This is a genomic window from Cellulosimicrobium sp. NPDC057862, assembly GCF_042797035.1.
Taxonomy (GTDB): Bacteria; Actinomycetota; Actinomycetes; order Actinomycetales; family Cellulomonadaceae; genus Cellulosimicrobium.
On sequence record NZ_JBHVMH010000010.1, the window covers coordinates 118,182 to 141,419 of the forward strand.

A 23,238-nucleotide genomic window follows, 5' to 3' on the forward strand; every position below is an offset into this window, starting at 1 on the left:
GGTCGACGAGGAGACCTCGTCTTCCGCGCGGGAAGCCTGCCCAGAATAGCCGACGAAGTGCCGTGCGACGAAACTCGATTCCCGTGACCCGTGCGACACCGGGTGCCCGCCCTCGCGGGGACGGTACGAGCGACCGGGTCAGCGTGCCGTCAGGGTGAGCAGCGTCGCCTCGGGGCGGCACGCGAACCGCACCTGCGCGTACGGCGAGGTGCCCGCCCCGGCGGAGACGTGCAGCCACGTCGAGTCGTCGCCGCCGGGTGCGTCGGGTCGTTCGCCGGGCCAGCCGTGCAGTCCCTTGGCCCGCTGGCGGTCGATGTCGCAGTTCGTCACGAGCGCGCCGAACCCGGGCACGCAGAGCTGCCCGCCGTGGGTGTGGCCGGCGAGGACCAGGTCCGCGGCGTCGTCGTGCATGGCGTCCAGGACGCGCCGGTACGGCGCGTGCGTCACCCCGACGCGGAGCACCGGGCCGTCGCTCGACGGCGCCCCGGAGCCTGCGCGGGGGGCGTCCCGTACGGGGGGAGCCGGGAAGACGTCCCGGTCGAGGTGAGGGTCGTCCACGCCGACGAGGTCGAGGCGGACGCCGCCCACCTCGAGGACGTCACGACGGTTCGTGAGATCGACCCAGCCCGCGTCGCGCATCGCGGCGGCGAGCTCGCCCGCGGGCAGCAGCCGCGCCTGGGTCGCGAACGGCACGCGTGCGTCCGGCAGAAGGTATCGCGCGGGGTTCTTGGGGACGGGCGCGTAGTAGTCGTTCGACCCCATGACGAAGGCGCCGGGCGTCGACAGGAGCGGCTCGAGCGCGTGCAGCAACGGGTCGAGGGAGTCGACGTGGGCGAGGTTGTCGCCCGTGTCGACGACGAGGTCGGGCTCGAGCTCGGCGAGCGAGCGCACCCACTCGATCTTGCGGCGCTGGCTGGGGACCAGGTGGAGGTCCGAGACGTGGAGCACGCGCAGGTCGGGCGTGCCGGCGGGCAGCACGGGCACGGTCACCCGGCGGAGCGTGAAGAGCTTGGTCTCGACGTGCGCGTACGCGAGGCCCGCCGCACCGACAGCGGCGAGCGCGCCGAGCCCGCGCAGGGCCCGGCGCCAGCCGACGGCGCTCAGCCGTTCCCCCCGCCGCCGAGGTTGTCGAACCACTCGCCGAGGTCGACGTCGTCGCGGCCGGCCCCGTTCCCGCGGTCACCGCGGTCGTCACGCCCTCCGCCGGCGTCGGCGTCAGGCTCGTCGCCGCCACCCTGCTCGCCGCCGCCCTGGTCACCGCCACCCTGGTCACCGCCACCCTGGTCGCCGTCGCCGTCCTCCGGGTCGGACGGCGCCTGGGGCGGCGGTGCGGGGGCGTTGACCCGGTTCCAGTCGGGCCCGGAGAAGCCCGGGGCGGGCTTCCCGGCGAGGATCTGGTTCATGTAGTCGCGCCAGGTCGGGGCGGCCAGGCTCGAGCCGTACCAGAACGACCGTGACTTGCCGTTGATCGTGAACCATCGGCCGGTGTCGAGCATGTTCATCGGGACGTCGCTCTCGGCGTTGCCGATCCACACCGCGGTGACGACCTGCGGGGTGTACCCGATGAACCAGGTGTGCGTGTTGTTGTTCGCCGTGCCGGTCTTCCCAGCGGCGGGACGACCATCCGCCAGGCCGTTGCCTCGACCCGAGCCCTGCGTGAGCACCTGCTCGAGCGCGTACGTGACGGTGTTCGCGACGGCCGGGTCGATCGCGTTCGCCTTGCAGTCGGCCGCCGGCACCGGGAGCTCCTCACCGTCGGAGCTGAGGACCTTGGTGATGGCGACGGGAGCGCAGTACGTGCCGCCGCTCGCGAACGTCGCGTACGCGGCGGCCATCTGCAGCGGCGAGGAGTTCTGGGTGCCGAGGATCATCGAGGGACGGACCTTCACCTCACCCTCGTCGTCGAGCATCGACGGCTGGAACCCGGCTGCTGCCGCGGTGCTCGCGACGCCGCACAGGTCGAGCTGGCTCGCCATCGTCGTGTACGCGGTGTTGACCGAGTTGTACGTCGCCTTGAGGACCGACATCGACCCGGAGCCCGGGCCGTCCGAGTTGGCCGGGGTCCACGGGTCGCGGCCGAGCTCGGCCGCGTCGCAGCTCGCGTGGAAGTCCCTCCGGCCGATCCAGGTCCGCTTGTTCGCGCTGACCGTCTCGTAGAGCGAGTGCCCCTCGTTGAGCCACTGGGCGAGCACGAACGGCTTCCACGTCGAGCCGGGGGAGAACCCGTTCGACGATCCGTGAGCCTGGTCGACGCTGTAGTTCACCGCCGTCGTGTTCGGCGCCGGGTCCTGGGTGTTGTCGAACGCGCGGTTCTGCGCCATCGCGAGGATCTTGCCGGTCCCCGGCTCCACGGTGACGATCGCGTCCTCGACCTTGCTCGGGTCGTCCGCCGGCACCGCCGCCGACGCGTGCTGCTGCGCCGCCTTCTGCATCCCGGGGTCGAGCGTCGTGTAGATGTCGAGCCCACCGCGGTACAGCAGCGTCTGGCGCTCCTCCTTGGTCTCGCCGAACACCGGGTCGGACATGATGATCTTCGTGACGTAGTCGCAGAAGAACGCGGCACCGTCCTGCGCGGCCTGGCAGCCGGCCTCGAGCGGCTGGACCGCGAGCGTTTCGGCGATCGGCTGGGCCCGGCCCGTGTCGTACTCCTCCCGGGTGATGTACCCCTGCTGGTACATCTGGTTGAGCACGACGTCGCGCCGTCCCTGCGCGTTCTCCGGCTCCGTCGTCGGGTCGTACGTCGACGGGGCCTTCGTGATCCCCGCGATCGTCGCGGCCTCGACGTAGTTGAGGTCGATCGCGCTCTTGTTGAAGTAGTGCCGCGCCGCCGTCTCCACGCCGTAGACCGAGCGGCCGAACTGGGCGATGTTGAGGTAGCCCTGGAGGATGTCCTCCTTGGTCATCTTCTTCTCGAGCGCGATGGCGAGCTTGGCCTCGCGCGCCTTGCGCCCGAGCGACTTCTCGTTGGCCTCGTAGAGCGCCATGGTGTCGTCCTCGCGGACCGCCTGCTCGATGAGCACGTTCTTCACGTACTGCTGCGTGAGCGTCGAGGCACCCTGGGTGTCGCCGCCCGTGATGTTGTTCACGACCGCGCGCGGGAGGCCTTCGACGTCGACGCCGCCGTGGTCCCAGAAGCGCTTGTCCTCGATCGCGATGACCGCGTTCTTCATGGGCTCCGAGACCTGGTCCAGCGGGACGACGATGCGGTTCTCGGTGTAGAACGTCGCGAGGCGCGTCGTGCCGTCGTTCGCGTAGATGCGCGACTGCTCCGACAGGGGGCCGGGCTCGAGGTCCGCCGGCAGCTCGTCGAAGACCTCGACGGCGGTGTCGGTCGCCGTGTTCGCCCCGGCGGCGAGCGGGACGAGCAGCCCGGCGGCGAGCACGCCGCCGACGCCGGAGACCAGCACGAACGCCAGGAAGAGGGCGACGAGCTGGTACGCGTTGATCTGCCGGCCGCGAGGACGCACAGGGGAAGCCATGGTGACAACCCTACGGGAGCGACCCTGAGGGGGCCCCGGGATCCCGGGGCTCGCGGGTGTGCGGGTTGTGTAAGCATCCCGCGGCGGTGCTCGCGGGTGGCGCCTGCGGCGGCCGACTACGCTCGCCCCATGGCAACCACGTGGGAGTACGCGACCATCCCCCTCATCATCCACAACACCAAGGCCGTCCTCGACCAGTGGGGCTCCGACGGCTGGGAGCTCGTCCAGGTCGTCACCGGCCCCGACGGCAACGGCCTCGTCGCCTACCTGAAGCGCCCGACCGGGGAGAAGTAGTGGCGGGCTTCCCCGCCGGGACGATCGCCGCGCGCCTGACGGAGCTCGGCCTCGCCCTGCCCCCGGTGGCGGCGCCCGTCGCCGCCTACGTGCCCGCCGTGCGGTCGGGCCGGTACGTCCACACGTCGGGCCAGCTCCCGTTCGTGGACGGCGCGCTGCCCGCGACGGGCAAGGTGGGTGACGGCGAGGGGCTCGTCCCGCCCGCCGACGCCGCGGCCCTCGCCCGGCAGTGCGCGCTCAACGCGCTCGCCGCCGTGCACGACGTCGTCGGGAACCTCGACCAGGTCGCCCGCGTCGTGAAGGTCGTCGGGTTCGTCGCGAGCGACCCGTCGTTCACGGGACAGCCCGGCGTGGTCAACGGCGCGAGCAACCTCCTCGGGGAGATCTTCGGGGAGGCGGGCGTCCACGCCCGCAGCGCCGTCGGCGTCGCGGTCCTGCCGCTCGACGCCCCGGTCGAGGTCGAGATCGTCGTGGAGCTCGCGGAGTAACGCGCCTCCGGCACGAGAACGGGGTCGGCGGCCAGGTCCTCGCGGACCCGGTCGCCGACCCCGTTCTCGTCGGTGGTCGGTCAGCGCGCGCGGCGCTCCAGGCGGTCCATGTCCAGCAGGACGACGGCCCGGCCCTCGCGGCGCACCCAGCCGCGCGTCGCGAAGTCGGCGAGCGCCTTGTTCACGGTCTCGCGCGACGCGCCCACGAGCTGCGCGAGCTCCTCCTGCGTGAGGTCGTGCGCGACGCGGATGCCCTCGTCCGTCTCCTCGCCGAAGCGGGTCGACAGGTCGAGCAGCGCCTTGGCGACGCGGCCGGGGACGTCGGAGAAGACGAGGTCGGCCAGCGTCTCGTTGGTGCGGCGCAGGCGCCGTGCGAGGGCGTTGAGCAGGTGCTTGGCGACGCTCGGGTGCTTCTCGATCCACTCGACGAGCTGGTCGTGCCCGAGCTCGTAGATGACGGAGTCGGCGACGGAGCTCGCGGTCGCGGTGCGGGGGCCCGGGTCGAACAGCGAGAGCTCCCCGAACATCTCGCCGGGGCCGAGGATCGACAGGAGGTTCTCGCGGCCGTCGTTGGAGCGGCGCCCCAGCTTGATCTTGCCGCTCGCGATCACGTAGAGGCGGTCGCCCGGCTCGCCCTCGCGGAACAGCACGTCTCCGCGCGAGAGCTCGATCTGCTGCATCGACTCGAAGAGGGTGCGCGTCTCGTCCGCGTCCATCGTCGCGAACAGGGGGGCGGAGAGCACAACGTCGTCGTCCACGCGGGGTGTCCTATCGTCTCGTCCTCGGAAATGTTCCAGGACAAGTCTGCCCTACCGCTGCAACTCGGGTGTCGGGGGCGGCGGCTACGGTGGGTCCGTGACCACCACGGAGCAGGCCCGCACGGGGGCACCGAAGCCCGAGTCGCACCTCGCCCTGGTCCGGCGCGCGCGCCGGACCAACCGCGAGCTCGCGGTCACCTATCCGGACGCGCACTGCGAGCTGGACTTCACGACGCCCCTCGAGCTGCTGGTCGCGACGGTCCTGTCCGCGCAGACGACGGACAAGCGCGTGAACCTCACGACCCCCGCGCTGTTCGCGCGCTACCCGGATGCCGCGGCCTACGCGGGTGCCGACCGGGAGGAGCTCGAGGAGCTGCTGCGGCCCACCGGCTTCTTCCGAGCGAAGGCGCAGTCCGTCATCGGCATCGGCCAGGCCCTCGTCGAGCGGTTCGACGGCGAGGTCCCGGGGCGTCTGAAGGATCTCGTGACCCTGCCCGGCGTCGGCCGCAAGACGGCGAACGTCGTGCTCGGGAACGCGTTCGGCGTGCCGGGGCTCACCGTGGACACCCACTTCGGCCGCCTCGTGCGCCGCCTGGCGTGGACCACCGAGGAGGACCCGGTCAAGGTCGAGCAGGTGGTCGGCGGGCTCGTCGAGAAGTCCGAGTGGACGATGCTCTCGCACCGGCTGATCTTCCACGGCCGTCGGGTGTGCTTCGCGCGGAAGCCCGCGTGCGGCGCGTGCACGATCGCCCGGTGGTGCCCGTCCTTCGGCGTCGGCGAGGTCGACCCGGTCAAGGCGGCGAAGCTCGTCAAGACGAGCTGAGGGTCAGCGCTCGCGCTCGGCCCGGGCGGTCGTGGGGAGCCAGTCGAGCAGCAGGTCCGTCACGGCGTCCGGCGCCTCCTCGGGGAGGAAGTGGCCGGCACCGTCCACGACCTCGAAGCGGAAGTCGCGGGCCAGCGCGGCGCCGTCGGCGTCGGCGAGATCGCGACGCACGAGCCCGTCCCTCTCGGCGTGGACCTGGAGCGCCGGGACGTCGACCGGGCGCCGGAGCGCGGCGAGGAATCGGCGGCCGTCGGGGCGCGGCGTCGAGCGCACGGCCCAGCGCAGCGACTCCATCGCGGTGTGCGCCGCGAAGGGGATGCGCATGACGGTGCGGTAGGTCTCGACGACGTCGGGCGCGAACGGTGTCGCCGCACCGGCCGCGAGCACCTCGGCCACGAGGTCGCCGCGGACGAGCGCCCGCTCGGGCAGGGTGGGCACCTGGTAGAACGCGAGCTGCCGCAGCGCGGCGGGCGTGAGCAGACGGCGCGCTGAGGTGTGCATCCGTGCGGGGTGCGGGGCGGAGAAGGCGGCGACGCCGGCCGTCACGGCGGGCTGGAGCGCGGCCATCGCCCAGGCGAGGCTGCCCCCCGTGCCGTGTCCCACGACGACGGCGCGCCCGGACCCGAGCGAGCGCACGACCCCCGCGATGTCGCGCGTGCGGGTCGGGGCGTCGTAGCCGATCGGCGGCTTGTCGGAGGCGCCGACGCCGCGGATGTCCATCGCGGCGACGCGGTAGCCCGCGGCGGCGAGCGGCTCGATCTGGTGGCGCCAGGCCCACCAGAACTGCGGGAACGAGTGCAGCAGGACGACGAGCGGCGGGCCCGGGTCGCGCACGCCGCGGTCCTCGGGGCCCGCGAGCGCGACGTGGAACCGCGCGCCGTTGGCCGGGACGAACTCGTGGCGCCACGGGCCGTCGGGCAGGGCGGACGTGAAGTCGGAGGGGTCGGGCGTCACCCGGACGAACCTACCGGGGTCCCGGGTCCGCTGTCGGCCGACGAGCCGGCGGCGTCCGCCTCGGCCTCGCCGGCGCCCTCGGCCGGGCGGCGGTCCTTGGGCGGGTCGAACCGGTACCCGACGTTGCGCACCGTCCCGATGAGCTGCTCGTGCTCGGGGCCGAGCTTGGCGCGCAGGCGCCGGACGTGGACGTCGACCGTGCGCGTGCCGCCGTAGTAGTCGTAGCCCCAGACCTCCTGGAGCAGCTGGGCGCGCGTGAAGACGCGGCCCGGGTGCTGCACCAGGTACTTGAGGAGCTCGAACTCCTTGTACGTGAGGTCGATGGGGCGGCCGCGGAGCCGGGCCGTGTAGCCGCTCGCGTCGATCGCGAGCTCGCCGGCCGCGATCTCCTGCGGCCCGTCCTCGGCAGGCCCGCGCGCGGACCGCTCGATGACGAGGCGCAGCCGGGCCTCGACCTCCGCGGGGCCGGCCCCCTCGAGGAGGAGGTCGTCCGCGCCCCACTCGGCGGTGACGACGGTCAGCCCGCCCTCGGTGAGGACGAGCACGAGCGGGACGGTGAGCCCGGTGGCGTGCAGGAGGCGACACGTGGTGCGGGCCGCGACGAGGTCGCGCCGCGCGTCGAGCAGCACGACGTCCGAGTCCGGTGCGTCCACGAGCGCCGACGGCTCCATGGGCAGGACCCGGATGCGGTGCGAGAGCAGGCCGAGAGCGGGCAGCACCTCGACGGAACCGCCTGTCGCGGGGGTGAGGATGAGCAGGTCTGCCATCCGACACCTCCTTCCGGGTCGCGGGGCGCGGGCGGCGCCCCCGGGCGTCGACGCGTGGCGACCGGGCCGGGACGTACCTCTGCGGGGCTCGCCACGTCATCGGCCACGTTCTCGGTCCGTGGATGGTTACCGTATCGCGTGCCGGGCGCGCAGACGGCGAACGTCTCACGGAAGCGCGTGCCGGGGGCGGGTAGGCGGTCCGGCGGGAGACTCTGCGACACTCTGAGGCGTGCTGCACGACCCGATGCCCTCCCGCGACCCCCGAACGGGGCGCTGACCGCGTGGACCTCTCGACCCGGGCCGTCGTCACGGCGTGCCTCGCCGCAGGCATCGCCGTCGCTGCGTTCTTCGGCCCGCTCCCGCTCGCCGCGGCGTCGGGGGCACTGGCGCTGATCGTCGCGATCGGGTGGCCGCGCCTGCTCGACATCCCGGTCCACGGCGGCACGCGCGTCGTCATCGCGCTCGCCGGGCTCGGCGCCGTCGGCGCGACCGCCGCGACGCACGGTGAGCCCGCGCTGCGCCACCTGCCCGTGGTGCTCGCCCTCGCCGTCGTGCTCGCCTTCGTGGCCGAGCTCCTGCGGCGGGACGGCCGCCCGCGCCTGGTCGAGTCGCTCATCGGGACGGTGAGCGGGATCGTCGTCGCGACGTCGTGCGCGGGCTGGATCGCGACCGGCCGCACGGACGCGGGCGAGTCCCTGGTCGTGACGTGCGCGGTCGCGCTCGCCGTCGCCTCCGCGGTCTCCGCGCTCCCGCTCGGCGGCTGGACCAACGCCGCGCTCACCCTGGGCCTCGCGGTCGCCGCGGGCGGCGCCGTCGGGTACGTCATGCCCGACCTCGACCTGCTGAGCGGCGTCTGGTCCGGCGTCGTCGCGGGTCTGCTCGTCGCGTCGCTCCACGCGCTCTTCGACCAGCTCCCGGAGCTGCGAGGCCGCCTCGGCGCGTTCTCCGCGACGGCGCTCCCGGTCGCCGTCGGCGGGACGCTGATCTTCGTCGTCGGGCGGGTGATCGTGGGATGACGCCGTCCGCGCTGCCCGTCGTCCTCCTCGGGGCGACCCTGCTCGCGACGCTCGCGCTCGGCGTGTGGTGGCAGCGGCGTCAGGGGGTCGTGCGGACGGCGCGCACGACGTCTCCCGGAGCCTCGGCGGACCACGACGCGTCGCCCTTCGACTGGCCCGCCCACGGCGTCGCGCTCGGCGCCCGCGGGACGTTCGTGCAGTTCTCGGCGGAGCTGTGCGCGCCGTGCCGGGCGACCGCGCGCGTCCTCGGCGAGGTGAGCGCGGCGCACGTCGACGTGACGCATCGTGAGATGGACGTCGACGACCACCTCGACCTGGTGCGAGCATTCGGCATACTGCGCACGCCGACCGTCCTCGTGCTCGACGCGGAGGGCCGGGAGGTCGCCCGCGCGAGCGGGGGGATGAACCGGGCCCAGGCGCTCGCGGCGCTCGCCGTCGCGGACCCGGGCTTCCCCGCGAGCGTGCGCGACGCCTGACCGCGCCGTCCCCGACGGCCAGAACCCGAGGGAGACCGCATGAGCGACCAGGCCGGCCGTGGGGACACCGCCGCCGAACCCCCGGCGGCGCCCGCCGGCATCGACCCGCGCGGCCCGCGCGCGGGTGCCGGCATCACGGCGCTGCTGCTCGCGGTCGTGATCCTCCTGTGGACGTCGCCCGCCGCGCTCGTGCTGCTCGCGGTCGTCGCGGCGAGCTTCCTGGTCGGTGCCGTCCGGGGCGCGCAGGGCACGTGGCAGGCCTGGGTCTACCGGGTGGTCGTCCTCCCGCGCATCGGCCCGACGGCGGAGCGCGAGGACCCCCGGCCGCCGCGGTTCGCGCAGGCGGTCGGTCTCGTCATCACCGGTGCGGGGGTCGTGCTGGGGCTGCTGGGCGTCGAGGGGGCCGTGCCGGCCGCGGCGGCGCTCGCGCTGGTGGCCGCCGTCCTCAACGCGGCGTTCGGCCTGTGCCTGGGCTGCGAGCTGTACCTGCTGCTGCGCCGGGTCGCGCCCGCGCGCTGACGCACCCTGGACCGGCCGGTCGGCCGCCCGGGTCAGTAGACGAGAGCCTGGGCGCCCTCGCGCAGCGCCTCCTCGACGAACACCGCGGCACCCGCGATGCGCACGCCGGGCAGCACGTCGTCGGCCGTGATGCCGCGCCGGGCGGCGCACTGCGTGCACACGGTGAGGGTGCCGGCGGCGAGCACGGCGTCGAGCAGGTCGGGCAGAGGAGCCGCGTGCTCGAGCTCCAGCTCGGCGGCGCGCCCCGGGAGCCCGAACCACGCGGCCTCCCCGGTGAGCCACACGCTCACCTCGACGCCCGCGGCGACGGCCGCGGCGGCGACGGTGAACGCCTGGTTGGCGGCCTCGGGACGGTCGAGCCCCGACGTGGCCTTGACGACGAGCGAGCGCTGACGGGGGGCCACGGGGAGCGGCGCGGTGTCGGTCACGCGGCCGAGCGTAGCCCTCCGGGGAAGCCGCTCCCGGGCCGCGGCGTGGCGCACCCGCCCGGCCGGTAGGATCGGGCGCATGAGTCCGCACACTCTCGAGCTGATCTTCCTCGGCCTGCTGATCGCGGCGACGATCACCATCACGTGGTTCGCGGGGTACGTCGTCTACAAGCTCTACAAGGGCCAGCGCTGACGCTGTCGCGCGGGACCCTGCCCCGCGCGTGCCCGTCGCCCCGCCCGACTCCGAGAGGTGGTCGCTGATGCCGTTCGAGTTCCCCGAAGGTCTCGCGCCCGAGGTCTACCCGCTCGCCTGGCTCGTCGGGAGCTGGCGTGGCGAGGGGGTCGTCAAGTACCCGGGCATCGAGGAGACGCCGTTCGTCCACGACGTCGTGTTCGACCACGACGGCGGTCCGTACCTGCGCTACGAGTCGACGCTGCGCGTCCTCGAGGCCGAGGTCCCCGAGACGGTCCCGGAGGACGGGGCCTGGCCCGAGCGTGACGGCGCGACGCTGGAGGCCGCGGCCGCCGACGCGCCCGTGTGGTCCACCGAGACGGGCTACTGGCGCGTCTCGACGGACCGGCCCGACGGGCTCGAGGACGATCGCCACCCGCTCGAGGTGCTGATCGCCGACCCCGCGGGCCGCGTGTCCGTCTACCTCGGTGCGGTCGGCAACGGCCGGGTCGACCTGGCCAGCGACCTCATCGCGCGCACGTCCACCGCGTCGGAGGTGACCGCCTCGAAGCGGCTCTACGGGTTCGTCGAGGGCCAGCTCCTGTGGGTGTGGGAATTGGCGGCCTTCGGCGAACCGTTGCAGTCGTACGCGTCCGCGAAGCTGACCCGGCGCCCGTCGGCCTGACCGGCGGCCCCGGGGACACCGGCAGGCCCGGACGTGCCGACGAAGGAGGACCACCCGTGACCACCGGCTACACCAGCCCGCTCCTGTCGCGCCACGGCGCGGTGCCCGCGATCGGCCCCGACGAGGGCGTCGCCTGGCACTACGGCGACCCGACCGGCGAGCAGCGCGCCCTGCGCACGGGCGGCGCCGTCGTCGACCAGTCGCACCTCGGCGTCGTCACGGTCACGGGCCCGGACCGGCTGAGCTGGCTGCACTCCATCACGTCCCAGGACCTGGCGAACCTCGCCCCGCGCACGTCGACGGAGCTGCTCGTGCTCTCCCCGCAGGGGCACGTCGAGCACGCGGCGTCCGTCGTCGACGACGGGGAGACGACGTGGCTCGTCACCGAGCGCTCGCACGCGGCCGACCTCGCCGCGTGGCTGGACCGCATGAAGTTCATGCTCCGCGTCGAGATCGCCGACGCGACCGACGACTGGGCGGCGCTCGGCGAGCCCGTCGACGCGGAGGGTGCCGAGGGCGAGCCGGTCACGTGGCGCGACCCGTGGCCGCGCGTCACCGGCGGCGGCACGCGCTACGGACCGCCCGAGGACGAGCACCCCGGCATGGAGCGGCCCTGGCGGCTCGTGCTGGTGCGGCAGGCCGGGCTGGCCGACGCCGTCGCGGCGCGCGAGGCGGCCGGGTGGCGGCTCGTCGGCACGTGGGCGAGCGAGGCCGCGCGCGTCGAGGCGTGGCGGCCGCGCCTCGCGATGGAGATCGACCACCGGTCGATCCCGCACGAGACCGACTGGCTGCGCACCTCCGTACACCTCCACAAGGGCTGCTACCGCGGTCAGGAGACGATCGCGCGCGTGCACAACCTCGGTCGCCCGCCGCGCCGGGTCGTCATGCTGCACCTCGACGGCTCCGGCCACCTGCTGCCCGTGCCCGGCGCCGAGGTCACGCTCGACGGGCGCGCCGTCGGCGCCGTGACGTCGGTCGCGCGCCACCACGAGCTCGGCCCGATCGCGCTCGCGGTCCTCAAGCGCAGCGTCCCCGAGGACGCGGAGCTCCTCGTCGACTGCGACGGCGGCGCGATCTCCGCGGCGCAGGAGGTCGTGGTGCCGGGCGAGGGAGTCTCGGTCGACCGTCCCGCGCCCCGCGGCCCCGTCGGTCGGGGGATCACGCCCCGCGGCGAGGGCGCGCCCACGAGCATGCTGTGAGCCGCGGGCCGGCGTCGCGCGCGGACCCGGGTCCCGGCGCGGTCGACGTCGCCCGGACCGCGTGGCGGCGGCTCCTCCTGCGGGCGCGGATCCGCCAGGGCGCGTCGCGCGTCCGCGTCGCGCTGTGGCCCATCCTCCAGGCGTCGGCCGCCGCGGGCCTCGCGTTCGGCATCGCCCGGTACGGGCTGGGCCACACGGCCCCGTTCTTCGCGCCGGTCTCCGCGTGGATCTGCCTCGGGTTCAGCCAGGACCGCCAGCTCCGGCGCGTGCTCGAGCTCGCGGTCGGGGTCGCGATCGGCGTCGGGCTCGGCGACCTCGTGGTCCACGCGATCGGGTCGGGGTGGTGGCAGGTCGCCGTCGTGCTCGCCGTCTCCGCGCTCGCGGCGCGCTTCATCGACCGCGGCGCGATGCTCACGACGCAGGCCGGGGTGCAGGCGATCGTCATCGTCGGGCTCCCGGCCGCACAGGCGGGCGGCCCGCTGGGGCGGTGGACGGACGCGCTCGTGGGCGGCGCCGTCGCGCTCGCGGTCGCGGCGCTCACGCCGGGCGACCCGCGGCGTCGGCCGCGGCTGCTGGGCGCCGAGGCGACGACGGAGCTGGCCGCAGTGCTCGACGTCCTCGCGCGGGGGTTGCGCGCGCGGGACCGCACCGACCTCGACGCGGCGCTCGTCAAGGGCCGTGCCTCGGAGGGCGCGCTCGAGGAGTGGCAGTCGTCCGCGTCGTCGGCGCGCGAGCTCGCGCGCGTGAGCGCGGCGGGGCTGCGGCACCGGGACGAGCTCGGCGGGCTCGAACGGCAGGCGGTGCTCGTGGACCGCGCGATGCGCAGCGTCCGCGTGCTGGCGCGCCGCGCGATGCCCGTCGCGAGCGGCCCCGACGAACGGGCGCTCGACGGCGTCGCGGACCTCGTCGCGCGGTTCGGGGCGGGCGTGCACGTGCTCGCGGAGGCGGTCGGCGCAGGGCGCGACCCGGCGGTGGCGCGCGAGGTCCTCCTCGAGGTCGCGCACGGCGCCGACCCGCACGCCCTCGGTGACGGGGACTGGCAGGTGCAGTCGCTCGTCATGCTCGTGCGGTCGCCGATCGTGGACCTCCTCGAGGCGGCCGGGGCGTCGCCGCAGCAGGCGCGCGACGCCCTCCCCGAGCTCTGAGCGGGCGATCCTGGCCTGCCGGGCGAACGGGACGTTCTTCACCCTGCACAGCGGCGCCCCGGGCCGGTACCGTCAGGGCATGGAGGTCCCTGTCAGCGCCCTGCGCGCCGAGCTCAAGTCGTGGATCGAGCGGGCCAGGGAGGGTGAGGAGGTCGTCATCACCGAGCGCGGCGTCCCTGTCGCCCGGCTGACCGGCGTCGCGACGGCCGACCTCGTCACCGAGCTCGTGCGCGACGGCGTCCTGGTCCCTGCGGCGGGCGAGCGCCCGGTCCACGCGGTGCCCGGCGGCGACGTCGACGCGCGGCCCGCGAGCCCGGACGGCGCGCGACCCGCGGACGGCGCCCGGTCGGCCCGCGGGGGCGGCGTGGCGGCGCTCGTGCGCCGGATCCGGCGCTGAGGCCCCGATGGCCCTGGTCTACTTCGACGCGAGCGCGCTGGTGAAGCTCTGCGTCCCCGAGGCGGGCTCCGCCCTGGCGAGCCGTCTGTGGAACCGCGCGGACGTCGTCGTGACGAGCCGCCTCGCCGACGTCGAGGTGCGGGCGGCGCTCGCCGCCGGAGCGCGGGGCGGCGTGCTCGACGCCGCGGGGCACGCGCGCGCGGTCGGCACGTGGGACGTGCTGCGGCCCGCGCTGCATGTGGTCGAGGTCTCCGGTGCCGTCGCCGACCGCGCGGCCGCGCTCGTCGCGACGGGCGCGATGCGCAGCAACGACGCGGTGCACGTGGCGAGCGCCCTCGCCGTCGGGCACGGCGACACGATCGTCGCCGCCTGGGACCCGCACGTGGTGGCCGCGGCCCGCTCGGCGGGGCTGCGGGTGGTGCCGTGGCCCCTCGCCAGACCGTAGGCTCGTGCCGTGGGAATCATCGGGTCGCTGCAGTGGATCGTCTACCTCGTCCTCTCGCTCGTCGTGTTCGGGACGCAGCTCTTCGCGCTCGTCGACGCGATCCGGCGTCCGGCGAGCGCCTTCACCGCCGAGGGCAAGCTCACCAAGCCGATCTGGCTCGCGATCCTGGGCGTCGCCGCGGCGCTCGGGTTCCTCTCGCTGCCGCTCGGTGGCGGCGTGAACCTCGGCTTCCTCGGGCTCATCGCCGTGGTGGCCGCGATCGTCTACCTCGTCGACGTGCGTCCGCGCCTCCAGCCGTACGGCAACGGACGCGGCAACGGCTCGTCCGGCCGCCCGGGCGGCTGGTGAGCGCGCCGGTGACCGCGCACGTCCACGGCGGGGTCGAGCGCGCCGCCGTGCCGATCGCGGAGGTCGTGCGGGGTGATCTCGTCGAGTCCGTCCACGCCGGGCACCTGGTGCTGCTGGGCGCGGACGGTGCGCCGGTCCTGGAGCGCGGCGACGCCGACGCGGTGATCTGGCCGCGGTCGAGCGTCAAGCCGTTTCAGGCCGTGGCGATGCTGCGGCACGGCCTCGTCCTCCCGCCGCGCCTCCTCGCGCTCGCGGCGGCGAGCCACAACGGGGAGCCGGAGCACCTGGCGGGGGTCCGGGAGATCCTCGAGAGCGTCGGGCTCGACGAGTCGGCGCTGCGGAACACGCCCGACATGCCGCTCCACCCGCCCGCCGCGTTCGCGTGGCAGCTCGAGGGCCACGGGCCGTCGGCGATCACGCAGAACTGCTCGGGCAAGCATGCGGCGATGCTGGCGACGTGCGTCGCCGCCGGCTGGGACACCGCCACCTACCTGGACGTCGACCACCCCCTCCAGGTCGCGGTCCGCGAGACGGTCGCCGAGGCGACCGGGGTGCCGGTCGAGCACGTGACGGTCGACGGCTGCGGCGCGCCGCTCTTCTCGACGACGGTGCGCGGCCTCGCACGCGCGTTCGGGCTGCTCGCGGGCGCCCCGGAGCGCGACCCGCGCTCGGCGGAGACGCAGGTCGCCCGCGCGATGTCGGCGTTCCCGGAGATGGTCGGCGGGACGGGCCGGGACGCGACGCTCGCGATGCGCGCGGTGCCCGGCCTGGCCGCCAAGGACGGTGCCGACGGTGTCTACGGCGCCGGCCTGCCCGACGGCAGCGCCCTCGCCTTCAAGGTGCTCGACGGCGCGTCACGCCCGCGCCCGGCGCTGCTCGCCGCCGCGCTCCGGCGCCTCGGCGCGCTCGGCGTGGCGGGGGCCGACGACGCGGCGCTGGCCGCGCTCGGCGACGTGCCCGTGCTCGGCGCGGGCCGGCCCGTGGGCGTCGTGCGGCCGGTCCTCGACGGCGCGACCGCGGTCCCGACCGGTGACGCGGAGCGTCGCTCGTGAGGGCCGTCGTGCAGCGCGTCTCGCGCGCGAGCGTGAGCGTGGTGGCCGAGGACGGGTCGCCGGAGGTCGTCGGGGTGATCGACCGTCCGGGCCTGCTCGCGCTCGTCGGCGTGACGCACGACGACGGCGACGCGCAGGTCGAGACGATCGCGCGCAAGATCGCGGAGCTCCGGATCCTCGCGGGGGAGCGCTCGGTGCAGGACGAGGGCGCGCCCGTGCTGGTCGTCAGCCAGTTCACGCTGTACGCCGACACGAAGAAGGGCCGCCGACCGTCGTGGAACGGCGCGGCCCCCGGGCCCGTCGCCGAGCCGCTGGTCGAGGCGGTCGTGGCGCGGCTGCGCGAGCGCGGGGTCGAGGTCGCGACCGGGCGGTTCGGCGCGCACATGGCCGTCGAGCTGGTCAACGACGGCCCCGTCACCCTGATCCTGGAGGCCTGACGCCCGCCCACCGAGAGAGGTCCCCGGTCCGCCAGGGTCCAGGCTCGGTGGACGGGAGGGCTCTCAGCGGAGCCAGCCGCGGCGCTTGATGTAGGCGAGCGGGATGACGGCCGCCACCAGCGTGAGCAGTACGGTGACGGTGAAGCCGGAGGGGCGGTCGAGCTCCGGCATGTGCGTGAAGTTCATGCCGTAGAACGATGCGATGAGCGTCGGCGGCAGGAACACGGCGGTGATGATCGTGAAGACCTTGACGATCTGGGCCTGCTTGACGTCGAGCGAGGTCATGATCGCCTGCTGGAGGTAGCGCACCTTGTCGTGCTCGAACCCGGCGTGCTGCTTGACCCCGTCGACGTCCGCGACCAGGGTCTCGACGAGCCCGGCGAGCACGGGGTCGGAGTCCGCGATCTCGCTGCGCAGGTGCCGTGCGGCGCGGGCGAGCGAGAGCTGGGACTCCTGGGCGCGCGAGACGATCTCTTCCGCACGGTTCATGCGGGTGATGGTGTCCTGCATGTCGCTCACCCCGATCTCCCGGCCCCGGGAGTCGACGCCGCGGGTGGCCTCGTCGATCTCGTCGGACATGTCCTCGAGCAGGTCGCTCGCGTACGCCACGACGCGGTCCGCCGCCTCGTTGAGCGCGTACAGCAGCGCGTACGCCACGCCGTAGGAGGAGCCGATGAGCCACGGGGTGCGCCGCATGCGGGCGATCGCCTTGTCGAAGACGCCGTAGTGCCGCTGCGGCTGGGCCGTCACGACGACGTCGGGGGAGAGGGCGAGCACGATCCGCTCGTAGACGACCCGGTCGCCGTCGCGACGTGTCGCGGTGACGGGGAGGTACACGTGGGCGTCCGTCTCCCAGACCCGGCCGCCGGCGGCGGCGAAGTCGACGCCGTGCTCGGCGGCGCGGGCCGTCGCGTCGGGGTCGCCCACGCCGACTTGGACCCAGCGGGAGCGCAGGACGCGCGGGTCGAACCGGGGGGCGCCGGTGCCGTGCGCGCGGGCGTGGAGGTCCAGCCCGCCGCGCGCGGGCGCCGGGAGCACGCGGTCTGCGGCGGGTGCGGGGGCGAGGCCCGTGGGCTCGGGCAGCGTCGTCGTCATCAGACACCTCCGGCGGTGACGTGCGCGAGCAGCAGCGCGACGCAGATGAACACGTACAGGCCGACGGTGAAGGAGATCGACTGGCGTTCCAGGTTCGGTCGGCGGACGCGGCGTCGATGAGGTCGGACGGCGCGCGCGTCCCGCAGGGTCGGGTGTGCGGGGCGGGTCCGGTTCTCGGTGGCAGGCGAGCGCTGGGTCATGGTGGTCGTCCTTCTCGGCGGGCCGACGACAACGGGCGCGCGCCACGGGGTGGGCGGCGGGCGCGGGCGGGTCGGCGGGTGCGTCAGCGGGTGGTCCAGCGGCGCGCACGACGGCGCGCGCGGTGCGCACTGGCGACCTCCCCGCGCGGGACGACGGCCGGTCGCGGGAGTCCTCGAAGAGTTCGCCGACTCAGGCGACGGGCTGCGGGCCACGGAGGGTGAGCGCGCAGTGCACGGTTCTATGACTGCTGCCGTCCGGCATGGGGCTCACCTCGCTCTCGTGGCGGCGGCGCCGTGGGCGCCGCACCCGGGTCGGGGCGCACGAGAACCGTGGCCACGACGGGGATCGAGGCCAGGCTAGCCCTCGCGCCCTGGTGGGGCAAGCGCCGTCGGCCCAGGTGGCGATCGTGTGACGACCGGGAAACGATGAGGTGATCCCTTGTTTACGGAGGGTTGTTAACATTTCATCCGGTCGACGGGCGACGAAGCCCCCGGACGGAGGGTCCCGACATGTCAGAACAGCACGACTACCTGGTTCCCGAGCCGCACCGGCGCGCGGACGCGCGGTCCGCGCGCCGGCTGGAGCGGCTCTCCTCCCGCGCGCAGGAGGTCGACCGCGCGCTCGCGGCCGTGGGCGAGGGCAAGGGCGGCCTCGTGTGGACTGCCGAGCACGGCATGGGGGCGAGCGCGACGCTCGAGCTCGTGTGCGAGGCGGTCGCGTCGTACACGTTCGCACGCCCGACGCTCACCCTGCGGTGTCGCCCGCCCGCGGGCGCGCCCGCGCCGGGCTCTGCGGTGGTGTCGCTCGTGTCGCAGGTCTCGCAGCTCGCGGGCGGCGTCGTCCCGGAGCGCCTCACGCGCGTCCTCGAGCCCGTCGACCCCGGCTTCGGGTACCTCCCCGAGGTCGCGGCGGTCGCTCTCGCCGAGCTGCTCGTGGAGTCGTTCGACGGCGCGACGGTCGTGCTCGTGGCCGACGACCTGCACCTCCAGGACGAGCTCAGCAGGGCGGTCCTCGCCAGCCTCGTCGCGCAGCGCCACGCGCCGGTCGTGCTCCTCGGGACGGCGACCGCGGGCGCGCTGGATCCGTCCTCCGGGCCGTTCGAGCTCCGCGTCGTCCCGCCCCTCGCGCCGGCCGACGCCCTGCACCTGCTGCTCGTCGAGCGCCGGCTCGCGGTCGCGCCGCACGTCGCGGCCCGTCTCGCGGGGCTCCTCGGCGGAAACGCCGCGGCACTGACGCAGACGGCGGCGCTGCTCACGCCGGAGCAGCTCTCCGGCGGGTCGATCCTCCCGGACCCGTTGCCGGCCGTCCCCGCCGTGCGCTCCCTCTTCGCCGACCGTCTCGCCGCCCTCAGCGAGGGGGAGCGGCACGCGCTCCTGGTCGCGGCCGTCGCCGTCGTGGACCGGACCGAGCTGCTGCTGTCGGCGACCGGCCTCGCGATGGACGGGGTCCTCGACGGCCCGCTCGCCGAGCACCTCGCGCTCGTGGGCGGACGCTTCGCGTTCGTGGACCCGCGCATGCGGTCGCTGGTCCACGCGGACGCCCGGCTCGCCGAGCGCACGACGGCGCACGTCGCGCTCGCGGAGGCGCACCACCGGGCGGGCGAGGAGGACGTCGCGGTGTGGCACTCGGCGCTCGCGACGCTCGTCGGCGACCCGGCGCTCGTCCCGGGGCTGCTGCGGATCGCGCGTCGGCACCTGGACCGCGGGGACGTCGTCTGGGCGCACGAGGTGGCGCGCGAGGCCGCGAGCCAGGCCGCGACCGAGCACCGCGCCGAGGCGTTCGCGATCGCGGGCGTCGCCGCGCTGCGGTCGGGCCACGTGCAGGACGCGGCGGACTGGCTGCGCAAGGCGTCGCGGAGCGGCGACGACGCGCTGCGCGCCCGGACGCTCGGGCCGCTCGTCGCCGCGCTGACGCTCGCCGAGGGCCAGGTCCCCGACGACGTGCTCTCGCCCTACCTGCGCGGCGGTCAGCCCGACGACCTGGCGCCGGACGCCGTGGCGGGGGTCGTGTCGGGCGTGCTCAACGCGGCGCGGCTGCACGCCGAGCGGGGCGACGGCGTGAGCACGTCCCAGCTCCTCGACACGGCGACGTTCCTCGCGTCCTGGTGCGAGGACGACGAGACGGCCGCCGGGCTCGCGCTCGCCCGGTCCTGGGCGGCGGTGTTCGGCGTGGGCGAGCGCGCGGCAGTCCCCGACGTGGACCTCGGGCCGGACCACGAGGCGTCGGTGCAGGTCGGACGAGCCCTCGCCCTCGCGGCCGACGACCGGCTCGAGGACGCGGCGCAGACGCTCGCGAGCGTCGTCGCGTCGCTCGCCCCGGTCCGCGACGGCGGCCGCTGGTTCGACGGCCCGGACACCGCGCTGACCCCGCTGGCCGAGGCGCACGTGCGCCTCGCTCAGACGCTCGTGCACCTCTGGCGCGGCACCCTCACGCGTGCCGCGGACGAGCTCGCCGAGGCGGCGTTCCGCCTCCCGGTCGGGCTGCCGTTCGCCGGTCTGGGGGTCGCGGCCGCCCGGCGCCTCGACATGATGACCCGGGGCGTCGTCGGCCCGGTCGCGACGGCGCTCGAGGAGACCTGCGCGAGCCCGACGTCCCGCCCGGTCCGGCTCGGGCTCCTCGTGGACCGGGCGATGGGCGCGGCGTTCGCGCACCACGTGACCCAGGCCGCCACGCTGCTGGAGCTCGCGGCGGAGCGTGAGCGTCCCGACAGCGCACGCATGCTCCCGCTGCCGGGCCTGGACGACGTCGAGGCGTGGGTCGTCGCGGGACGTCACGACGCGGCGCAGCGCGCGCTGGCCCGACGGAAGGTGGACGCGAAGGAGCTGCCGCCGTCGCTGCGGTCGGCGACGCTCGTCCGGGCCGACGTGTCCCTCGCCGCGCCCGAGGACCTCACCGGGCCGCTCGAGCGGGCGACGCGGGTGAACCGGACCACGGCCTCGCCGTACGAGCACGCGCGGACCGACCTCTGCGGCGCGCGCGCCCTCGTGCGTGCGGGGGAGCTTCAGCGCGCGCACGGCCTCTTCCTGTCTGCGATCGAGCTGTTCGACGACGCGGGGGCGGACGCCTGGACGACGATCGCGCGGGACGAGCACGCCGACGTCGTCCGGCTGCTCGGCGGGCCGGTGGCGGACGACGCCACGTCCGGGGCCCTGGCGGCGGCCCCGCCCGGCACCGCGCTCGGCACGGCGTCCGGCGGGGCGCCGCCCGGGTCGTGGGCCGCCGCGGCGCGCGCGGCGGGACTGCACACGCCGCTGCCGGGAGTCCTCGGTGGGGCCCGACCGGGGGCCGAGCCGGCGGTGGCGACCCGTCCCGCGCCGCCGGACGCGTGCCGGCTCGCGGTGCGGGAGAGCGACGTGTCGGACGAGGCGCTCGCCGAGCTCCGGGGGCGGTGGTCCGACGAGCTCACCGAGCGCGAGCTCGACGTCGCGCTGCTCGTCGTCCAGGGCGCGTCGAACCGGGAGGCCGCGGACCAGCTCTACCTCTCGGTGCGCACGGTGGAGGTTCACCTCGGCCGGGTGTTCCGCAAGCTCGGGGTGCGCTCGCGCGTCGAGCTCACCGTGCTCGCGCACCGGGTGGGGCGCTGAGGGGAATCCACGATCCCCGTCGCCACGGTACGTATCGAGGCTCCCGTGCCAGGGTGGATTTAGGCCTCTTTGTCTGCTTCTGCACGCCTCTGTCCTACGGGGGAACCCTTACGTGGCGGGTAAGTTCGCACCATGAACAATGTGGGAAGCGCGGATAACGCCACGGTGCCCGCGTCATTACGTTCGAGAGGACCCGAGGGCGACGACGACTCCGGAGGACGGCGACGTGGCCCACCGCACCAGCAACGAGGCAGGACCCATGGACGTGTCCCTCTTCTCCAGAACACCCCGCGCCGGGCGCCGACGCGGCGCGCGCGTGGCGGCGCTCGCGACCGCCGTCGCGCTCGTCGGCGGGCTCCTCGCGGGAGTCGCGCCGGCTCAGGCCGCCGAGGTCGCACCCGCCGCCGTCTCCCACCCGGGCGACAGCGACGTGAACGGCTACCGCAACGTCGGCTACTTCACGCAGTGGGGCGTGTACGGCCGCAACTTCCAGCTCAAGAAGGTCCAGGACTCCGGCGCGGCGCAGGACCTCACGCACATCAACTACTCGTTCGGCAACATCCACTACCAGAACCTCACGTGCTTCATCGCGAACAAGGCGCAGGGCACGGGGCCGAACGGCTCCGACGGTGCCGGTGACGCGTGGGCGGACTTCGGCATGGGCTACACCGCGGCGAACTCCGTGGCCGGCGTCGCCGACTCGTGGGACCAGCCGCTCGCCGGCTCGTTCAACCAGCTCAAGCAGCTCAAGGCGAAGAACCCGCAGCTGCGCGCCCTCATCTCCATCGGCGGCTGGACCTGGTCCAAGAACTTCTCGAAGGCTGCCGCGACGCAGGCGTCGCGCGAGAAGTTCGTGTCGTCGTGCATCGACATCTACATCAAGGGCAACCTCCCCGTGATCGACGGCCGCGGCGGGGCCGGCGCTGCCGCCGGCGTGTTCGACGGCATCGACATCGACTGGGAGTGGCCCGGCTCGAACAACGGCGAGGTGGGCAACCACGTCGACACCGTCAACGACCGCGCGAACTTCAAGCTGCTGCTCGCCGAGTTCCGCAAGCAGCTGGACGCGTACGGCGCGCAGACGGGCAAGCACTACCTGCTCTCGGCGTTCCTCCCGGCGAACCCGGACGACATCGCGGCGGGTGGCTGGAACGACCCGGCGATCTTCGAGTATCTCGACTACGGCAACGTCCAGGGCTACGACCTGCACGGCGCGTGGGACCCCGCGCTCGCCGGTCCTCAGGCCAACCTGTACGACGACCCCGCCGACCCGCGGGCTGCCAACCGACAGTTCAGCGCCGACAAGGCGGTGCAGGAGTACCTGCGCGCCGGCATCGACCCGAGCCAGCTCGGCCTCGGCATGGCCATGTACGGCCGCGGCTGGAAGGGCGTCACGTCCTCGGCCCCGTGGTCGGCGGCGACGGGAGCGGCTCCTGGCACCTGGGAGGCGGGCAACGAGGACTATGACAAGCTCCGCACGCGGGGCCAGGACTACTACGACCCGGCCACGGTCTCGGCCTGGCGCTACAACGGCGACCAGTGGTGGGGCTACGACAACGCGCGTTCCGTCGCCGCCAAGGCGGAGTACATCGACCGCCTGAACCTCGGCGGCGGCATGTGGTGGGACCTCTCCGGAAACCACGACGGCACGCTGCTCGGAGGCTTCACCGACAAGGTCCGTGCGCTCCCGGCCGGTCCGGTCGATGGCGCGACCGACCCGACCGACCCGACCGATCCGACCGACCCGACCGACCCGACCGACCCGACCGATCCGACCGACCCGACCGATCCGACCGACCCGACCGACCCGACCGACCCGACGGACCCGACGGACCCGACGGACCCGACGGACTGCCTGGCCGCGTGGTCGTCGAGCGCGGTGTACACGGGCGGCGCGACGGTGTCCTTCGAGGGGAAGAACTACCGCGCGAAGTGGTGGACGCAGGGTGACCGCCCGAGCGCGGGCGGCCCGTGGGAGGCGACCGGCACGTGCGGCGCGACCGACCCCACGGACCCGACCGACCCGACCGACCCGACCGACCCCACGGACCCGGGTGCGTGCACCGCACCCGCGTGGTCGTCGAGCGCCGTCTACACCGGTGGCGCGACGGTCTCCTACCAGGGCCAGAGCTACCGGGCGAAGTGGTGGACGCAGAACAACGTCCCGGGCGCGGAGCAGTACGGCCCCTGGGAGTCGCTGGGCGCCTGCTGACGCTCGGCCCTCGTCGGCCCCTGACGGCGCCGGTCGCCACGAGCGACCGGCGCCGCCGGGCGGGACCCCGTCCACGACGTGGTCGACGGCGGGTGCGGTGACGAGTCCTGTGCACCCGCCCGTGCACCCTCCCCTCGCCCCGTCGCCACGCACCCGTCGTCGACCGCCGTCGTGACGGGTCCCGCTCGGCACCCCCCTCAGCAACCCCCAGCACCCGTCGGTCGCCCTCCCCCCGGGCGGCCGTGCCCGACGCGACGCCGTCCG

General features: G+C 74.8%; 24 protein-coding genes. 16 read left to right on the plus strand and 8 right to left on the minus strand.

Annotated features, from left to right (window positions below; all coding sequences use genetic code 11):
- Window positions 1–138 precede the first annotated feature (138 nt).
- Together ACFVN3_RS13910 and ACFVN3_RS13915 are read right to left on the minus strand one after the other, a co-directional pair.
- On the minus strand, window positions 139–1,137 hold the full coding sequence (locus tag ACFVN3_RS13910) for a metallophosphoesterase (RefSeq protein ID WP_378233472.1): 999 nt from the start codon (window positions 1,135–1,137) through the stop codon (window positions 139–141).
- On the minus strand, window positions 1,101–3,479 hold the full coding sequence (locus tag ACFVN3_RS13915) for a transglycosylase domain-containing protein (protein WP_378233473.1): 2,379 nt from the start codon (window positions 3,477–3,479) through the stop codon (window positions 1,101–1,103). Before ACFVN3_RS13915 ends, ACFVN3_RS13910 begins: the two co-directional genes overlap by 37 nt.
- Window positions 3,480–3,608: 129 nt before the next feature.
- On the opposite strand from ACFVN3_RS13915, the gene ACFVN3_RS13920 reads away from it, so the two are divergent.
- Window positions 3,609–3,773 carry a hypothetical protein gene (locus ACFVN3_RS13920; protein WP_021481786.1) on the plus strand — a complete coding sequence of 55 codons (165 nt, stop codon included), beginning with the start codon at window positions 3,609–3,611 and terminating at the stop codon, window positions 3,771–3,773.
- Entirely contained in the window at window positions 3,773–4,261 is a 489-nt protein-coding gene (locus tag ACFVN3_RS13925) for a RidA family protein (protein WP_378233474.1), read from the plus strand. The genes ACFVN3_RS13920 and ACFVN3_RS13925 overlap by 1 nt, the downstream gene beginning before the upstream one ends.
- Window positions 4,262–4,341: 80 nt before the next feature.
- On the opposite strand, the gene ACFVN3_RS13930 is transcribed toward ACFVN3_RS13925, so the two are convergent.
- Window positions 4,342–5,019 carry a Crp/Fnr family transcriptional regulator gene (locus ACFVN3_RS13930; protein WP_021481784.1) on the minus strand — a complete coding sequence of 226 codons (678 nt, stop codon included), beginning with the start codon at window positions 5,017–5,019 and terminating at the stop codon, window positions 4,342–4,344.
- 97 nt (window positions 5,020–5,116) lie between these two features.
- Between ACFVN3_RS13930 and nth the strand changes: the two genes are divergently transcribed.
- Complete coding sequence (nth, locus tag ACFVN3_RS13935) at window positions 5,117–5,842, plus strand: endonuclease III (RefSeq protein ID WP_378233476.1); 726 nt, start codon at window positions 5,117–5,119, stop codon at window positions 5,840–5,842.
- 3 nt (window positions 5,843–5,845) lie between these two features.
- On the opposite strand, the gene ACFVN3_RS13940 is transcribed toward nth, so the two are convergent.
- Both ACFVN3_RS13940 and ACFVN3_RS13945 read right to left on the minus strand, forming a co-directional pair.
- Window positions 5,846–6,796: an alpha/beta fold hydrolase gene (locus tag ACFVN3_RS13940; RefSeq protein ID WP_378233477.1), complete on the minus strand. Its 951-nt coding sequence runs from the start codon at window positions 6,794–6,796 to the stop codon at window positions 5,846–5,848.
- On the minus strand, window positions 6,793–7,563 hold the full coding sequence (locus tag ACFVN3_RS13945; protein ID WP_378233478.1) for a winged-helix domain-containing protein: 771 nt from the start codon (window positions 7,561–7,563) through the stop codon (window positions 6,793–6,795). The genes ACFVN3_RS13940 and ACFVN3_RS13945 overlap by 4 nt, the downstream gene beginning before the upstream one ends.
- 281 nt (window positions 7,564–7,844) lie before the next feature.
- Here ACFVN3_RS13945 and ACFVN3_RS13950 point away from each other — a divergent pair, with 281 nt between their 5' ends.
- The 3 genes from ACFVN3_RS13950 to ACFVN3_RS13960 are packed head-to-tail and all read left to right on the plus strand — an operon-like array spanning window position 7,845 to window position 9,574.
- A complete protein-coding gene (locus tag ACFVN3_RS13950; RefSeq protein ID WP_378219024.1) occupies window positions 7,845–8,579 on the plus strand; it encodes a hypothetical protein in 735 nt (244 codons plus the stop codon).
- Window positions 8,576–9,055 (plus strand): thioredoxin family protein, encoded by a 480-nt coding sequence (locus ACFVN3_RS13955; protein WP_378233480.1) that lies wholly within the window; start codon window positions 8,576–8,578, stop codon window positions 9,053–9,055. Before ACFVN3_RS13950 ends, ACFVN3_RS13955 begins: the two co-directional genes overlap by 4 nt.
- Before the next feature lie 39 nt (window positions 9,056–9,094).
- On the plus strand, window positions 9,095–9,574 hold the full coding sequence (locus tag ACFVN3_RS13960) for a DUF4395 domain-containing protein (RefSeq protein WP_378233481.1): 480 nt from the start codon (window positions 9,095–9,097) through the stop codon (window positions 9,572–9,574).
- A gap of 32 nt (window positions 9,575–9,606) precedes the next feature.
- On the opposite strand, the gene ACFVN3_RS13965 is transcribed toward ACFVN3_RS13960, so the two are convergent.
- Window positions 9,607–10,002: a DsrE family protein gene (locus tag ACFVN3_RS13965; RefSeq protein ID WP_378233482.1), complete on the minus strand. Its 396-nt coding sequence runs from the start codon at window positions 10,000–10,002 to the stop codon at window positions 9,607–9,609.
- 260 nt (window positions 10,003–10,262) lie between these two features.
- Here ACFVN3_RS13965 and ACFVN3_RS13970 point away from each other — a divergent pair, with 260 nt between their 5' ends.
- The 8 genes from ACFVN3_RS13970 to dtd all read left to right on the plus strand — a co-directional run bounded on the left by ACFVN3_RS13970 (window position 10,263) and on the right by dtd (window position 15,882).
- Entirely contained in the window at window positions 10,263–10,859 is a 597-nt protein-coding gene (locus tag ACFVN3_RS13970; protein WP_378233484.1) for an FABP family protein, read from the plus strand.
- Window positions 10,860–10,915: 56 nt separating this feature from the next.
- Window positions 10,916–12,058, plus strand: coding sequence for a YgfZ/GcvT domain-containing protein (locus ACFVN3_RS13975; protein ID WP_378233485.1), 1,143 nt, complete (start codon window positions 10,916–10,918; stop codon window positions 12,056–12,058).
- Window positions 12,055–13,203 (plus strand): aromatic acid exporter family protein, encoded by a 1,149-nt coding sequence (locus ACFVN3_RS13980; protein ID WP_378233486.1) that lies wholly within the window; start codon window positions 12,055–12,057, stop codon window positions 13,201–13,203. The genes ACFVN3_RS13975 and ACFVN3_RS13980 overlap by 4 nt, the downstream gene beginning before the upstream one ends.
- Before the next feature lie 79 nt (window positions 13,204–13,282).
- Window positions 13,283–13,600, plus strand: coding sequence for a type II toxin-antitoxin system Phd/YefM family antitoxin (locus ACFVN3_RS13985; protein ID WP_378233487.1), 318 nt, complete (start codon window positions 13,283–13,285; stop codon window positions 13,598–13,600).
- A 7-nt stretch (window positions 13,601–13,607) separates the two neighbouring features.
- The gene (locus tag ACFVN3_RS13990) at window positions 13,608–14,045 is read left to right on the plus strand and encodes a type II toxin-antitoxin system VapC family toxin (protein WP_378233488.1); all 438 of its coding nucleotides are present in this window, start codon (window positions 13,608–13,610) and stop codon (window positions 14,043–14,045) included.
- Between the two features lie 9 nt (window positions 14,046–14,054).
- Window positions 14,055–14,393: a DUF2516 family protein gene (locus ACFVN3_RS13995; protein WP_308463687.1), complete on the plus strand. Its 339-nt coding sequence runs from the start codon at window positions 14,055–14,057 to the stop codon at window positions 14,391–14,393.
- An 8-nt stretch (window positions 14,394–14,401) separates the two neighbouring features.
- The gene (locus ACFVN3_RS14000) at window positions 14,402–15,445 is read left to right on the plus strand and encodes an asparaginase (protein WP_378233489.1); all 1,044 of its coding nucleotides are present in this window, start codon (window positions 14,402–14,404) and stop codon (window positions 15,443–15,445) included.
- On the plus strand, window positions 15,442–15,882 hold the full coding sequence (dtd, locus tag ACFVN3_RS14005; RefSeq protein WP_378233490.1) for a D-aminoacyl-tRNA deacylase: 441 nt from the start codon (window positions 15,442–15,444) through the stop codon (window positions 15,880–15,882). Before ACFVN3_RS14000 ends, dtd begins: the two co-directional genes overlap by 4 nt.
- A 63-nt stretch (window positions 15,883–15,945) precedes the next feature.
- On the opposite strand, the gene ACFVN3_RS14010 is transcribed toward dtd, so the two are convergent.
- Entirely contained in the window at window positions 15,946–16,977 is a 1,032-nt protein-coding gene (locus ACFVN3_RS14010) for a CorA family divalent cation transporter (protein ID WP_378233491.1), read from the minus strand.
- The gene (locus tag ACFVN3_RS14015) at window positions 16,977–17,177 is read right to left on the minus strand and encodes a hypothetical protein (protein WP_378233492.1); all 201 of its coding nucleotides are present in this window, start codon (window positions 17,175–17,177) and stop codon (window positions 16,977–16,979) included. The genes ACFVN3_RS14010 and ACFVN3_RS14015 overlap by 1 nt, the downstream gene beginning before the upstream one ends.
- A gap of 510 nt (window positions 17,178–17,687) precedes the next feature.
- On the opposite strand from ACFVN3_RS14015, the gene ACFVN3_RS14020 reads away from it, so the two are divergent.
- Together ACFVN3_RS14020 and ACFVN3_RS14025 are read left to right on the plus strand one after the other, a co-directional pair.
- The gene (locus tag ACFVN3_RS14020; RefSeq protein WP_378233493.1) at window positions 17,688–20,762 is read left to right on the plus strand and encodes a LuxR C-terminal-related transcriptional regulator; all 3,075 of its coding nucleotides are present in this window, start codon (window positions 17,688–17,690) and stop codon (window positions 20,760–20,762) included.
- Between the two features lie 226 nt (window positions 20,763–20,988).
- Window positions 20,989–22,974, plus strand: a complete 1,986-nt coding sequence (locus ACFVN3_RS14025; protein ID WP_378233495.1) for a glycosyl hydrolase family 18 protein — start codon at window positions 20,989–20,991, stop codon at window positions 22,972–22,974.
- Window positions 22,975–23,238 lie beyond the last annotated feature (264 nt).

Bases quoted from the DNA above. Each gene is read 5' to 3' on its own strand.
- ACFVN3_RS13955 (WP_378233480.1), top strand. From the start codon at position 8,576: ATGACGCCGTCCGCGCTGCCCGTCGTCCTCCTCGGGGCGACCCTGCTC.
- ACFVN3_RS13990 (WP_378233488.1), top strand. From the start codon at position 13,608: ATGGCCCTGGTCTACTTCGACGCGAGCGCGCTGGTGAAGCTCTGCGTC.
- ACFVN3_RS13960 (WP_378233481.1), top strand. From the start codon at position 9,095: ATGAGCGACCAGGCCGGCCGTGGGGACACCGCCGCCGAACCCCCGGCG.
- ACFVN3_RS13945 (WP_378233478.1), bottom strand. From the start codon at position 7,563: ATGGCAGACCTGCTCATCCTCACCCCCGCGACAGGCGGTTCCGTCGAG.
- ACFVN3_RS14010 (WP_378233491.1), bottom strand. From the start codon at position 16,977: ATGACGACGACGCTGCCCGAGCCCACGGGCCTCGCCCCCGCACCCGCC.
- ACFVN3_RS13985 (WP_378233487.1), top strand. From the start codon at position 13,283: ATGGAGGTCCCTGTCAGCGCCCTGCGCGCCGAGCTCAAGTCGTGGATC.
- ACFVN3_RS13970 (WP_378233484.1), top strand. From the start codon at position 10,263: ATGCCGTTCGAGTTCCCCGAAGGTCTCGCGCCCGAGGTCTACCCGCTC.
- ACFVN3_RS13920 (WP_021481786.1), top strand. From the start codon at position 3,609: ATGGCAACCACGTGGGAGTACGCGACCATCCCCCTCATCATCCACAAC.
- ACFVN3_RS13915 (WP_378233473.1), bottom strand. From the start codon at position 3,479: ATGGCTTCCCCTGTGCGTCCTCGCGGCCGGCAGATCAACGCGTACCAG.
- ACFVN3_RS14020 (WP_378233493.1), top strand. From the start codon at position 17,688: ATGTCAGAACAGCACGACTACCTGGTTCCCGAGCCGCACCGGCGCGCG.
- ACFVN3_RS14015 (WP_378233492.1), bottom strand. From the start codon at position 17,177: ATGACCCAGCGCTCGCCTGCCACCGAGAACCGGACCCGCCCCGCACAC.